Genomic DNA, 11,437 nt, shown 5'->3' with positions numbered 1-11,437 from the left:
CTCTGCGTTGATTGAGTCGCAACCCAATCATGGCCCTCGAGGCCGAACGGCGATGCCGTCGGAGGGGAAGTCTCCTTTTTACTCGTTCAAGTCGAGCTCAATCGCTTTGCGCTTGATCTCGACTTAATTCCGGTGTTAGGGCGCACTGAAACGCTCACTCGTTTTGGAGAATCCATGATAAGGACGCTTGGCTTAGTTTTCTGCGCTGCACTCATCTCGTCCTGCGCATCCCACCGCGCCCCGGCCGTGACGTGGCAGGATTGTGCTCGCCTCACGACAAGTAGCTGGATTCAGTCGGGTCGTCCAACCTCATGGCCGACTGTTGAGGCTCTGCCCGAGGGTGTTTCTGTCCAGGTCGTATTGCTCGGCGCCAACCCGCCGGACGCGGCTCATGACGCGCTATACCGGACACTGCACTTGGTGCCGTCAATGAACTCCGTGTACGTGGAGGAGTCCGGCGGATTTTCTGGCATGCGTAGGCTGTACGGTCCAATATCCTTGGCAGGACATTGCCCAGCTCCATCGGCTGCGCCCTAACAGATTGTTCGAGTCGAAGCTCAATCGCTTCGCGCCTGATCTCGACTTAATCCAGGTGTTAGGCGGCACAACCCACCGTCCTTGGCGCCCCTTTCGATCGCAGCTACAGTCAACATTGCAAGTTCAGGAGATGAGTCAATGTTCAGTCATGTAATGGTCGGCTCCAACGACATCGAGCGTTCCAAGCACTTTTACAACGCAGTGCTTGGCGTACTAGGGGCCGGGGACCCATGGACAAGCCCAAACAAGACTGGTCAGACTCGCTTGTTCTATCGTCATGATGGTGGAATGTTTTGCGTCAGCGAACCGATCAACGGTGAGCAGGCATCCTTCGGCAACGGCGGCACCATTGGATTCAGGTGTTCCTCGCCTGAGCAAGTTCGGCAGTTTCATGACACAGCCGTTGCGAATGGCGGAATATCGATTGAAGATCCACCCGGACTACGGGAACTCGCACTGGGGACCATGGACTTGGCCTATGTGCGCGATCCTGACGGCAACAAGCTCTGTGCCATGCACTTGCACCGCCCTACTACAAGTGCCGGGTGAACTAACAGACCAAGTGCGACACATCCTGGCTTCGCGCTTTCATGCGTCTGGCCTAACAGATCGTTCAAGTCAAAGCTCAATCGCTTCGCGCTTGAGCTCGGCTTAACTCCAGACGTTAGGCGCTTCCGAGCGTTCTTGGCGGCGCTCACGGCCCCGACGGTTCTCGCAAACTACTAGGTGGCGAGCATCGCTTCGGTTGCGCACCGCTCGCTTTCGTCAGCGTCACCAGCAAGGCCCTCTGTCACTTCGGGCAAGGCGTTGCGCGGTCGCCTTCCCCACGACCTGCTACCTTATCGGCATGGGTTAAGCCTATGTGTACTTGTCCGGCGAGCCGAAAGTCACGAGACTGGTGAGGGAGACTCGATGGCCAGCGACCTAGGCTTTGTCGAATACGTGATCGAACAGGCCGGACTGGGCGCGCGGCTGGACCACAAGCGCCTGTTCGGCGAGTACGCGCTCTACCTGGACGGCAAGGTGGTCGCCTTCGTCTGCGACAACAGCCTGTTCCTCAAGAACACGCGGGCGACGAAGCGGCTGGTGCCGGAGTGCCCGATGCTGCCGCCCTACTCCATGGCCAAGCCGCATCCGATGGCGAATGAACTGCTGGACGAGCCGGAGCGGTTGCGGCAAGTACTGGTCGCGATCGAGGCCGAGTTGCCGGCGCCCAAGCCCAAGGCCAAACGGCGACGCTCCACCTAGCCCGCCACCCGCGCCAGCAACGCGTCCACGTCGCGCGCGTCGGCCAGGGTGCCGTAAGCGCCACCCAACCGGCGGCCGATGCGGTTACGCTGGAACACGTCCGCCAAGGGGTGCGCCGCCTGCTGTAGCACCGCCGCCTGCATGGCCAGCGCCAGTGACTCCACCAGCAGGCGCGCGTGCAACTCGGGCACATCCTTGCCGCCAGCCAGAACCGCCTCCAGGATCGCGGCCACTTCGCCATCGGCGCCGGCCACGGCGTCGGTCGATTCCAGCCAGCGCCACAACGCCCGCCCGTGCCCAGGCTCGCGCGCCAGGGCCCGCAGCACATCCAGGCACTGGACGTTGCCACTGCCCTCCCAGATGGAGTTCAGCGGCGCCTGCCGATAGAGACGGGGCAACAGTGACTCTTCCACGTAGCCGGCACCCCCCAGGCACTCCTGGGCCTCGTTGACGAAGGCAGGCGCGCGCTTGCACACCCAGTACTTGCCCACGGCGGTGCCGATGCGGGCCACGGCGACGGCCAGCGGATCCGTATCCGCCTGTTCGATGGCGCGCGCCACGTGCAGCGCCAGTGCGATGGCGGCTTCGGCCTCCAGCGCGAGGTCGGCCAGCACGTTGCGCATCAGCGGCTGGTCCAGCAGCGCGCGGCCAAAGGCATGGCGATGACGGAGATGGTGCAATGCATGCGCCAGCGCCATCCGCATCTGCGCGGCCGAGCCCAGCATGCAGTCCAGGCGGGTGAGCATCACCATTTCCAGTATGGTGGCCACGCCGCGCCCTTCCTCGCCGATGCGTCGCGCCCACGCGCCGCAGAACTCCACTTCGCTGGACGCGTTGGACCAGTCGCCCAGCTTGTCCTTCAACCGCATCAACCGGCAGGCGTTGCGGCGACCATCGGACAGGACACGCGGCAGCAGCAGGCAGGTCAGGCCACCGGGCGCCTGTGCCAGCACCAGGAAGCCGTCCGACATGGGCGCGGACATGAACCACTTGTGCCCCACCAGCGTGTATTCGCCCTCGGTAGCCAGCGGCTCGGCACGGGTGGTATTGGCGCGCACATCGGAGCCGCCCTGCTTCTCGGTCATGCCCATGCCGAGGGTGATGCCGGCCTTGTCGGCGATGGGCACCTCGCGCGGATCGTAGTGTGGCGCGGCGGCCTTGGTGGCCCATTCGGCCAGCGCAGGCTCGCGGCGTAGCACGGGGATGGCGGCGTGGGTCATGGTCAGCGGGCAACTGGTGCCGGGCTCCACCTGGTGGTGCAGGTAGCTCAGCGCCGCGCGCGCGACGTGGGCGCCGGGTTCCGCGGCGGTCCATGACAGCCCCGCCACGCCATGTTCAATGGCCGCACCCATCAACCGGTGGTAGGCGGGGTGGAACTCCACGCGGTCGATGCGCTGGCCGAAGCGGTCATGGGTGCGCAGGCGTGGCCGGTCGCGGTGGGCGTCGAAGGACAGGGCATACAGCTCGTCGCCCGCCAGCGCGCCGTATGCACTCAGCTGGCCGGTGAAGGCCGCACCGCCCTCGCGGGCCACCGCGTCGCGCAGCGCGGTGTCGTTGGTCCACAGGTTGCCCGGCACGAACTCCGGCGGTTGGTTCTCCACACGGTGGGTTTCGAACGGCGGAAGGTCCATGCCCGGCTCCGACGGTGGCGCTGGACCGATTGTGCCCCCGCGCCTGACTGGCTGTCGCGCACAAAAAAACCCCGCGCCAGGCGCGGGGTCTGGAGTGGCATAGGCCGGATCAGGCGGGCTGTACGCCCGACGCCTGCGCGCCCTTGGGGCCCTGGGTCAGCTCGTAGCTGACGCGCTGGCCTTCCTGCAGGCTGCGGAAGCCCTTGGAGTTGATGGCCGAGAAGTGCACGAACACGTCCGCGCTCCCATCCTCAGGCGAAATGAAGCCAAAACCCTTGGCGTCGTTGAACCATTTCACGGTGCCGTACTGCATATCCTAGATGACCTCATGCTGGGTGCGTTGAGCGCGCCGCCGCCAGACGAAGGCAAGCGCGCGCCCCGAGTATGCAAACTGAACGCAAGCTTTACAATCATCCGAATTCGCCCCCTGCGCGGGCCGATCATGCCAGCGCCCCGGTCTCCTGCGGTCAGCCGGGGTCAGCCTGCCAACAAGGACTTCAGCAGGGCGGGCAGCCCCGCCGACGCGGCGGACACGTTGTCCAGCACGTCCTGCAGGGTGATGACCTCGTCCGGGTCGGGCCCGGCGCCGGCCGCCCAGTTGGCGACGATGGCCAGGCAGGCATAGTCCAGTCCCATCTCGCGCGCCAGGCCCGCCTCGGGCATGCCGGTCATGCCGACCAGGTCGCAGCCGTCGCGGCGCATGCGCACGATCTCGGCGCGGGTTTCCAGCCGCGGGCCCTGCGTGGCGCCGTAGCAGCCGCCATCGACCAGGACCACGTGGGCCTTCGTCGCCGCAGCCACCACCGCCTGCCGCAGGCTGCGGGTGTAGGGCTCGCCGAAGTCGACGTGCAGCACCTCGGTGCCCTCCTCCTCGCAGATCGTGGAGATGCGGCCCCAGGTGTAGTCGATCAGCTGGTCCGGGCACGCCAGCGCGCGCGGGCCGAAGCGTTCGGTGATGCCGCCGACGGTATTCAGCGCCAGCACGCGTCGGGCGCCCAGCGCCTGCAGCGCGGCCAGGTTGGCGCGGTAGTTGACCTTGTGCGGCGGCACCGAATGGCCCTCGCCGTGGCGCGCCATGAAGGCGACGCGATGGCCGTCCAGCGTGCCCACGCGCACGGGTCCGGAGGGCATGCCATAGCGGGTCCGCGGTTCGTGGCTGGTCACGTCCTGCAGCTCGGCCAGTTTGTACAGGCCGGTGCCGCCGATGATGGCGAGGGCAATGTCGGTCATGGGAAAACGGTCTCCGATGGTGCGCGGGGGCGATGGCGTCCGCGCGGTGCGACTCAAGGGGTCCCTGTCGGCGCGGCCGCTGCACTCACTCCTTGAGCGCGTAGATATCCGGCAGGTTGCGGCCCTGCTCGTGGTAGTCCATGCCGTAGCCGAACACGTAGCGGTCCGGCACGGTCACCGCCACGTAGTCGGCGCTGATGCCGGGCACGCAGCGGTCGTGGTCCTTCACCGACAGCGCGGCGATGCGCACGTCGGCGGCGCCTTCGGCCACGCACCAGGCGCGCACGGCGGCCAGGGTGTGGCCTTCGTCGAGGATGTCGTCAGCCAGGATCACGCGGCGGCCGGCGAGCAGCGTGGCCGGGCGGTGCTTCCACACCAGGTCGCTGCCGGTGGTCTGGCCGCGGTAGCGGGTGGCGTGCAGGTAGTCGAACTCCAGGTCCAGGCCCAGCGCGCCCAGTTCCATCGCCAGCTGCGCGGCGAACGGCAGGCCGCCGTGCATGACGGTCAGGTACACCGGCACGCTGCCGGCATAGTCACGATGGATGTCGGCCGCCATCTTGCGGACGCCGGCATCGATGGTGGCGCGGTCCACCACCACTTCGGCGTTGGCCAGCGCATCGGCCAGCGCGGGGCGCGTGTCGGTGGTCATCAGGCCAGCCCCTCCTGGCGGGTGCGGGCTTCGCCGTAACGGGCGTCCGCCAGCAGACCCTCCCAGCCCATCGGGCCGCGGCCGATCAGCCCGGTCAGCGCCATGGTGTTGAGCTTGCGGTCCTTGATGGCGTCCAGTGACTCCTCCACCAGCTCGGGGTGGCAGACCAGCACCACGTCGCAGCCGGCATCCAGGTGCAGGTCCACGCGCTGCTTGATGCCGCCAGCGGAGAACGCGGCCGCCATGCCGATGTCATCGCTGAAGACCACGCCGCGGAACCCCATCTCCTTTCGGAGGATGTCCTCGATCCAGACCCTGGAGTAACCGGCCGGCTCCGGCGCAACGGCCGGGTACACCACGTGCGCCATCATCACCGCATCGGCCTTCGCCTCGATGCCGGCCACGAACGGCACCAGGTCCAGCGCGCGGATCTCGTCCAGCGTGCGTGGATCGACGGCATCGTCGAAGTGGGTGTCTTCCAGCACCGAGCCATGGCCCGGGAAGTGCTTGAGCGTGGCGGCCATGCCGGCGCCGTGCATGCCGCGCACGTAGGCGCGGGTGAAGTCGGCGACTACCGCGGGGTCCTCGGAGAAGGCGCGGTTGCCGATGGCGCGGTTGCCACGACCCAGGTCCACCACCGGGGCGAAACTGAGGTCGACGCCGGTGGCGCGCACTTCGCTGGCCATCAGCCAGGCGTGTTCCTCGGCCATGGCCAGCGCGGCGGCCTTGTCCTGCGCGTACAGGCGGCCGAAGTGCTCCAGCGGCGGCAGCGCGCTGTAGCCCTCGCGGAAGCGTTGCACGCGACCGCCTTCCTGGTCCACGCACACCAGTTGCGGGCGCGGGGTGGCTTCGCGGATGGCCTGCGACAACTCCGCCACCTGCGCCTTCGACGCGAAGTTGCGGGAGAACAGGATCACGCCGGCGCAGCCGTCGCGCTGCAGCCAGTCGCGCTCCTGCGCGGTGAGTTCGGTGCCGGCGACGCCAATGACGAGCATTCAGGAAACTCCAGGACGGGACGGCGCTGGAGCGCCGTCGAATCGATGATTGTCGCGCAGATGCATGCACTGCGCAGCAAGGACGGGGCGGCGCTGGGGCGCCCGTGGAGATCGGCCGCACTCCAATGCCTGGACGCAGTGCCGGGGACTGGCCTGTCGCCCTCGCGTGCGGTATTGGCACCCGTGGCGTCCAGGACTGCGCCCGCTTCACCGGCTGCATGGGCCGGCACGAGGGAGTCACGCCGCCAAACGGTTCCGTCAGCCGCCCTGGCCGGTTTTTTCTCCGTCGCTCCACTGGTTGAACGGACGCGTGGCCAGTGCCAGGTTGTAGTAACGCGGGCGGTCCGTGACTTCGGTGCCGGCCCAGTCGGGCTTGGCGAAGGCCTCGTCGGCCGAACCCAGTTCGATCTCGGCCACCACCAGACCCGCATTTTCGCCGAGGAATTCGTCCACTTCCCACAGGTGGCCTTCGTGGGTCACGTAGTGGCGGCGCTTGTCCACCAGCCCGCCCACGCTCAGCGCCAGCAGGGCGCGTGCATCGTCCACCGGGATGGCGTAGTCGAACTCCTGCCGGGTATGGCCCAGCTCGCGCGACTTGAGGTTGAGGCACGCCTCGTCGCCCTGGATGCGCACGCGCACCGAGGCCTTCATCGCGCCGGTGTCCATGGCCTTGAGGTCATTGAGGTAGCCCTGCGCCATCGGCACGATCTTGTGCGCGGCGGTGCGCCAGCCGTCGCCGGTGACGAGGAATTTGCGTTCGATTTCCAAGGCCATGAAGGCTCCTGATTCTGATGGGGCTGGCACAACCAGAACAACGAAAATCCCGGTCGCCAAACGCACCGGCGCCCACGGGCGCGTCCACCCGGAACATCGACCAACTTCAACCGCGGCCGGGCTCGAACATGGCGATGGACTCGACGTGCGCGGTGTGCGGGAACATGTCCATCACCCCGGCGGCCTTGAGCTTCCAGCCGCGCTCGTTGACCAGGTAGCCGGCATCGCGCGCCAGCGAGGCCGGGTGGCAGCTCACGTACACGATGCGCTTGAACTGCTTGAGCGGCAGCTGGGTCAGCACGAAGTCCGCGCCCGAACGCGGCGGGTCCAGCAGCAGCTTGTCGAAGCCTTCGCGCATCCAGGTGTGGCCGGACAGGTCTTTGCCCAGGTCGGCGGCGTGGAACTGCGCGTTGGGCAGGTTGTTGTGCACGGCGTTCTCGCGGGCGCGCAGCACCAGTCCGGCCTCGCCTTCCACGCCCACCACCTCGCGCACGGTGCGCGCCAGCGGCAGGGTGAAGTTGCCCAGGCCGCAGAACAGGTCGAGCACGCGCTCATCGGGCTGCGCATCCAGCAGGTCCAGCGCGCTGCGGATCATCTTGCCGTTGAGCCCGGCGTTGACCTGGATGAAATCCAGCGGGCGGAACTTGAACTCGAGGTTCCACTCCGACAGCGAGAACGCCAGATCGACCTGTTCCGGCCACAGCGGATGCACGCTGTCCACGCCGCCGGGCTGCAGGAAGATGGCGAACGCGTGTCGCTGGCCGAATGCCACCAGCGCGGCCTTGTCGGCGTCCGACAGCGGCGAGAGGTGGCGCACGGTCAGCGCGATGCCGCTGAAGTCGGGCTGCGGGTCACCGGCGATGAACTCGATCTGCGGGATGTCCTTGCGCGCCTGCAGGCCATCGACCAGCGTCGCCAACGCCGCGACCTTGTCGCCGATCTCGGGGATGACCGTGTGGCAGAACGACACGTCGGCGACGAAGCGCGGATCGACTTCGCGGAAGCCGACGAGGGTCTTGTCCTTCTTGTCGACGCGGCGCACCGAGAAGCGGCCCTTGCGGCGGTAGCCCCAGGACGCATCGGTCAGCGGTGGCAGCACGGTTTCCGGCGTGACGTGGCCGATGCGGGAGAGGTTTTCCAGCAGCACGTTCTGCTTGGCGAGGATCTGCTGGTCCTCGGCGTAGTGCTGCATGGCGCAGCCGCTGCACACGCCAAAGTGCGCGCAGCGCGGCTCCACCCGCTCCGGGGCGGCGACCAGCACCTCGACGGTCCTGGCCTCGTCGAAGTTGCGGTTGCGCCCGGTCTGGCTGGCCATGACCCGCTCGCCCGGCAAGGCCCCGGCAACGAACACCGCCTTGCCGTTCTCGCGACGGGCCACGCCGCGGCCGTCGTGGGTCAGGCCGGTGATCTCGGCCTCAAAAGGAGTCTGGTCGATTCGCGCCACGGTTACAGCCGGTTTTCAGGGGGTGGCTATTGTCGCAGATGTGACGGAACCGGCGGGCGCCTGTGCAACGAAGGGCCACTGGCGACGTCGCGCATGGGTGTTGCGGAAAGGGCGCCATGGATAGCGCCCGGCGGCGACTCGGCGCAGGATGCGCCGACGGAGCCGGGTAGCAACACCCGTGCGCGACGGCGCCCCACAACGAAGCAGCAGAACAGGCCTTATTTCTGCTTCCAGGCCCCACCCGACTGGTACCACCACCCCGATCGCGCGCTATCGATCCACTGCCTGGCGAACACGTCGCGGATCTGCCCTTCCCACTCGGGATGCCCGTTGGCCACCGCCACTTCGCGGTACACCGCCTTGCGGTCGCGGTTGTCGTCGGCCACGGCCTGGTTGACCGCCACGCGGTCCTTCAGCGCCAGCTTGGACGCGTCACGCACCACGATCGTGCCGTCGCCGGCAAAGCCCAGCGCACCCGCATCGAAGCCCGCGCGCAGCTGTTCGTCGAAGCGCGAGGCCATGCGCGCCTGGATCGCCTGTATGGCCGGCGTCTTGATGGTGATATCCGGCGCCGATTGCGCGTGCGCGCTGCCGATGCCCACCAGCGACAACCAGTCGATGCGCGCGGCCAGCGCGGCCGGCGTCATCGGCGCGGACAACGAGGCGCTCTGCCCGCCCGGCTTGCCTTCGCTCGGCGCGGGGGACTTCGCCTCGTCGCCAATCACCTTCTCGACGAACTCCTTGGCCGCTTCCTTGGCCTCGGCGGCCGGGAAGTAGACATTGATCGTCACGCACGCCGTCAGCATGACGGCGGCAACCGGAATTCCCATCCAACGACGCATATGAACTCTCCTGGTGTGTGCGTTGCGGTGCTGCGTTACTCCACGACCGGCTTGACGTCGCCCTTGCCGATCGCCGCCAGGCGCTCCAGCAAGGTCGGCCAGTCCACCCGGCGATTGAAACCCACCACGGTCAGCCGGGGCAGCCCCGCGCCTTCCACGATAATAAAGCCCTGCCCGGCTGAACCGAGGCCGTCCATGGTGCAGACCTCGTCGACCAGCCGGCAGGCGATGCCGATGCGCTTGTAGCCGAAGTCGTCGAACAGGCCGATCAGCTGCCCCTGCAGGCTGCTGACAAACGAGGCGTCACCCACGCTGGAGATGTTCTGCACCGCGCGCTGGCTGATGCGGTGGCGCAGGCCGCGCTTGCGCTGGGTGTGCAGCTCGGCATCGAAGGCGACCGGCTGCCAGTCCACCAGGCGCAGGCCGTTGATACGTCCGTCCAGCGCGCCGGTGATGCTGCCGAAGCCGAACACGCCGGTCAGCGACTCCAGGTCCAGGTCGTCGATGGCGATGTCGGACGTCAGCGTCGGTGCAACGCCGAACGGACGCTCCATCGACAGCGAGGACACCTGCACGCGGCCGTCGAACAGCTGCATGTCCAGTCCGCCTTCGAAGTCCAGCCGGTCATTGGCGTAGCGCGCCCGCGGGATGCGGCCACTGAGCTGGCCGGTGAACGCCGGCCCGTCCAGCGCCTTGGCCAGCTGCGCGATGTCGAGCCGGTCCAGCACCAGGCCAAACTCCACCTGCAGGCCACGATCGGCGGCAGGCGGCCGGATGCTGACACCGTCCAACCGCGCCTGCCCCCCCAGGATCGGCAGGGTCACCGGCTGGGCGACGCGCAGTTCGCCTTCCTGGCTGGCAAACGGCAGCCGCGCCGGTCCGAAGCCGAGGCCGTAGAGCGCACCCCCCTGCCACTGCAGGCTGCTTTGAACAGGCGCTCCGTCGGAAAACGCCACGTCGCCGTCGAGGCCGTCGAAATCGAAACGGCCGCGCGGATCGTCGATGGTCACCTCATGCAACCGCACCTGCGTGCCGCGCAGGCGTCCATCGGCGACATCCACCCACGCATCCATCGCGCCGGCCAATGCAAGCTCGCCCAGTCCGGCCAGGCCAAGCCAGCCCGACAGATAGCCGTCGCGCAGCGGTGTCAGCGTCGGGCTGTGCATGCGCAGCGTGGCGTCGCGCAGTTCGCCTCCGGGGGTCAGTGCCGCGCTTCCCGAGACGGACAGAATGCCGTCGTCCTGCCAGCGCAACTCGGGGAAGCGCCATCCGCCAGTCCCGTGCCTGGCGCCCTGCACGTGCAACCCCACCCGCCGGTCCTGCAGCGAGACGTAGGTGGTGCCGAACAGCAGTTCGCCGCCCAGGACCTGTCCCCACACCGACACCGTGCTCGTGTCGGCGAAGCCCGCATCGACATCCAGGTCAGCGCCTACGCCCTCCGCGGCAATGGTGCCGTCGGGTGTGTCCAGTGCGGCGTCCCGCACCTGCAGCGGCCCGTGGATGCGCAGCGGGCGCGCGGGGCTGCTGTCGATGTCCAGCCGCCCGGACAGACGCCCTGCGGTCAGGTTTGCCGCGGGCCACGCCGTGGCGAGCAGCGCCTGGGTCCAGGCCAGGGGGACGGCGGTCAGGTCGATGCGGGTGAAGTCGGGCGTGGCCGCATTGCGTTGCAGGTGCAGGGTCGTCGCCCCGCGCGCCAGGCGCGCATCGGTGGTCGCCACGCCCAATGCAATGGCGAGGCGGAACGGCGCGCCGTTGGCCGCGCGCAACTCGCCTTCGCAACGCCAACCACCCTGCCCATCCCGTTGCAGTGGGCACCGCCAGTCCAGGTTGCGGAACCGGTAGCCGAAATCGGGGGCATCGGCGCGCCCCGCCTGCAGCCGCAAATGGCCTTGGGCGGCGGCCGCGTCCCATTCGAGCCGCACGCGCACGTCCTGCAGCGTGGCCACCGGGGTGTGCACCCGCTGGATGCGCACGCTCATGGCCCGCGCGTGGCTTGCCCCCGCCGCCAGCAGCACCAGCAACGCCACCGCGCACTGCACAGGCAGCGCCAAGGGCGTTCGCGGGCGTACCATCCGTGTTTCCATGGC

General features: G+C 67.9%; 11 protein-coding genes. 2 read left to right on the top strand and 9 right to left on the bottom strand.

The features are described from left to right. Positions 1–675: 675 nt before the first annotated feature. Positions 676–1,086: a VOC family protein gene (locus IP93_RS14530; protein WP_144816903.1), complete on the top strand. Its 411-nt coding sequence runs from the start codon at positions 676–678 to the stop codon at positions 1,084–1,086. Between the two features lie 363 nt (positions 1,087–1,449). Continuing rightward, positions 1,450–1,785: a TfoX/Sxy family protein gene (locus tag IP93_RS14525; protein ID WP_144816901.1), complete on the top strand. Its 336-nt coding sequence runs from the start codon at positions 1,450–1,452 to the stop codon at positions 1,783–1,785. Here IP93_RS14525 and IP93_RS14520 read toward each other — a convergent pair. The 9 genes from IP93_RS14520 to IP93_RS14480 all read right to left on the bottom strand — a co-directional run bounded on the left by IP93_RS14520 (position 1,782) and on the right by IP93_RS14480 (position 11,422). Further along, complete coding sequence (locus IP93_RS14520; protein ID WP_144816899.1) at positions 1,782–3,416, bottom strand: acyl-CoA dehydrogenase family protein; 1,635 nt, start codon at positions 3,414–3,416, stop codon at positions 1,782–1,784. The genes IP93_RS14525 and IP93_RS14520 overlap by 4 nt on opposite strands. 109 nt (positions 3,417–3,525) lie before the next feature. Then, entirely contained in the window at positions 3,526–3,729 is a 204-nt protein-coding gene (locus tag IP93_RS14515; protein WP_036135412.1) for a cold-shock protein, read from the bottom strand. Between the two features lie 164 nt (positions 3,730–3,893). Further along, positions 3,894–4,646, bottom strand: a complete 753-nt coding sequence (locus IP93_RS14510) for an S-methyl-5'-thioinosine phosphorylase (protein ID WP_144816897.1) — start codon at positions 4,644–4,646, stop codon at positions 3,894–3,896. Between the two features lie 85 nt (positions 4,647–4,731). Further along, positions 4,732–5,295 carry a hypoxanthine-guanine phosphoribosyltransferase gene (locus IP93_RS14505; RefSeq protein ID WP_144816895.1) on the bottom strand — a complete coding sequence of 188 codons (564 nt, stop codon included), beginning with the start codon at positions 5,293–5,295 and terminating at the stop codon, positions 4,732–4,734. Continuing rightward, entirely contained in the window at positions 5,295–6,290 is a 996-nt protein-coding gene (gene nagZ / locus IP93_RS14500) for a beta-N-acetylhexosaminidase (protein ID WP_144816893.1), read from the bottom strand. The genes IP93_RS14505 and nagZ overlap by 1 nt, the downstream gene beginning before the upstream one ends. 258 nt (positions 6,291–6,548) lie before the next feature. Then, complete coding sequence (locus IP93_RS14495; RefSeq protein ID WP_144816892.1) at positions 6,549–7,064, bottom strand: CYTH domain-containing protein; 516 nt, start codon at positions 7,062–7,064, stop codon at positions 6,549–6,551. A gap of 106 nt (positions 7,065–7,170) precedes the next feature. Then, a complete protein-coding gene (gene rlmD / locus IP93_RS14490) occupies positions 7,171–8,508 on the bottom strand; it encodes a 23S rRNA (uracil(1939)-C(5))-methyltransferase RlmD (protein ID WP_144816890.1) in 1,338 nt (445 codons plus the stop codon). A 218-nt stretch (positions 8,509–8,726) separates the two neighbouring features. Beyond that, a complete protein-coding gene (locus IP93_RS14485) occupies positions 8,727–9,350 on the bottom strand; it encodes a DUF1318 domain-containing protein (RefSeq protein WP_144816888.1) in 624 nt (207 codons plus the stop codon). A gap of 35 nt (positions 9,351–9,385) precedes the next feature. Then, the gene (locus IP93_RS14480; RefSeq protein ID WP_144816886.1) at positions 9,386–11,422 is read right to left on the bottom strand and encodes a translocation/assembly module TamB domain-containing protein; all 2,037 of its coding nucleotides are present in this window, start codon (positions 11,420–11,422) and stop codon (positions 9,386–9,388) included. Between the last annotated feature and the right edge of the window lie 15 nt (positions 11,423–11,437).

The sequence above is a fragment of the Aerolutibacter ruishenii genome (assembly GCF_007830115.1).
GTDB classification, from domain to species: Bacteria; Pseudomonadota; Gammaproteobacteria; order Xanthomonadales; family Xanthomonadaceae; genus Aerolutibacter; species Aerolutibacter ruishenii.
The sequence above is the reverse complement of the archived record's forward strand: the minus strand, read 5'-3'. Positions and strand labels throughout refer to the sequence as shown.